Consider the following 1,786-nt stretch of genomic DNA (forward strand, 5'->3'; position numbering starts at 1 on the left):
TCCTCATTGCCAAGTGGCAATGGTTTGAATGTCTTTTCGGTCATTTTTATATCCAGAATATATAGTAACTATATGTATTTTAGCTGATTTTATATTTAATTCAAATTGTCAGACTAAGAGAAAAATTCACTCAATTGTTCATACATTTACTGAAAAAAGAGGTCTTTTTTTAAATCAACCTTGTTCTGTGTGGTAAGAGATGAGCATCAAAGTATCAACTATCTTCAATATGATTAAATATAAGGTCAAGATAACGCTCTTTACACCTTGTCTTTTAACTTATGGTGCATGTTATAGATCTCTAGTTTCATAAACACAGATCACATCAACATCTCACTCATACGCATTATCTTGCTTATATATTTGAAGTACCATTAAATGCATCTTCTTTAATCTGTGTTTGCAAAAAGTGTTTGTCTGTTTCAATTCCTTATCCACGCTCATATCAAGGTATTGTGAAATTTGAACTATGGACATCCATTTTTATATATATTATATTTCTCAAATGACCTTCCTAATGTATGTGGTAAATCCGTATTCTGTAAAAACGTTTAAACACCTACAGTTTAGACGATAAATCCACGAATTTACGTTCGCAAAGGTCTCTTTATAATGTCTAATTGGAGATTAACAAAATGAAAAAGAAAAAGATAAAACAAAGGAATTTTGTTCAGGAATATTCGCTTATGATAAACCAAGCGACAGTATTTACAGACCGAAAGAAGCAAATGAAAAAAGGTTATGTAAAACACAAAAAGGATATTTTATCCTCCACTACGAGAGACAATAAAATATCCTTTTTTATTTCCTTTTATTTCTTAAATTTGCTAATTTCCAAAGATTCTAAGCAAACTTACAAATTGCCTTCAATTATCTAACCTAATATCAGACTATTCTTTTCTATTAGTATTTTGGAACAAACCAAAGACCATTGTTGTTCTTATCTAGATACTCTTTAAACTCAGCTGACTGATAAGCTTTTTTGATATCCTGAGCCCAGATTGCATCCTTATTCTTCTCATGTACTACAAGCTGCAGTAAAAGATGCTCTGCAACATCTTCCTGAGCAAGTACAGTTGAAGGATCGATTTTTGCGTTATATACAACAGAGCCTGTAATCACAACAAAAGCAAAATCTGATGCAACTGCAGGAATGTTCAGTGACTTCATCTCAACAAACTCAAGGTTCTTAGGATTCTTTACAATATCCTCTTTTGTAACCTTGCTAGGATCAACACTCTTATCAAGTTCAATCCAGCCTATCTTTGCAAGAATGTTATAGGCTCTAGCTGTATTTGAAGCATCATTAGGAATTGCAATTACGTCACCATCAGCTACACTGTCTAATGTAGCTTTGCTGCCAGGATAGATACCAGCAGGTACTGTTGGAATAGGAGTTAATGTTACGAGATGACCATCCTGATTTGCATTGAAGTTCTTTGCATATGCAGTGTGCTGTTCAACGTTGAAATCCACTTCACCATCATTTAAAGCAAGATCAGCCTGAAGAAGATCGGACATATCAATACCTTCAACCTTATAACTGGATTTTTACAGCATTTGAGTGACATCAAAAACTAAATTCTTGGTACACAAAACTTCTTAATCGAGTAACAATTGCAACTCAAATGCTGATACATACAGCCCACTTTTTCTTGCGACATACAAAACTTTTCTAAAATTCTAGTAACACAAAAAATCTAATTGAATAACAACCAAAACAAAAACTAGTAACACTCAAATCCAGATCTTGATACAGTAAATACTTTTTTATAAATTCAAGTAA

General features: G+C 32.6%; 1 protein-coding gene and 1 pseudogene. One reads left to right on the forward strand and one right to left on the reverse strand.

Annotated features, from left to right (window positions below; all coding sequences use genetic code 11):
• Positions 1-635: 635 nt before the first annotated feature.
• A complete protein-coding gene (locus J5V48_RS10110; protein ID WP_418896172.1) occupies positions 636-878 on the forward strand; it encodes a DUF7230 family protein in 243 nt (80 codons plus the stop codon).
• A gap of 25 nt (positions 879-903) precedes the next feature.
• Here the strand turns inward: J5V48_RS10110 and J5V48_RS09645 are convergent.
• Positions 904-1,536: pseudogene (locus J5V48_RS09645) on the reverse strand (MetQ/NlpA family ABC transporter substrate-binding protein); the annotation flags it as partial.
• Between the last annotated feature and the right edge of the window lie 250 nt (positions 1,537-1,786).

The organism is Succinivibrio faecicola, assembly GCF_019448115.1.
Lineage (GTDB): Bacteria > Pseudomonadota > Gammaproteobacteria > Enterobacterales > Succinivibrionaceae > Succinivibrio > Succinivibrio faecicola.

What these genes read in the sequence shown, in the direction of transcription:
- J5V48_RS10110 (WP_418896172.1), top strand. Translation starts at nt 636, where the DNA reads ATGAAAAAGAAAAAGATAAAACAAAGGAATTTTGTTCAGGAATATTCG.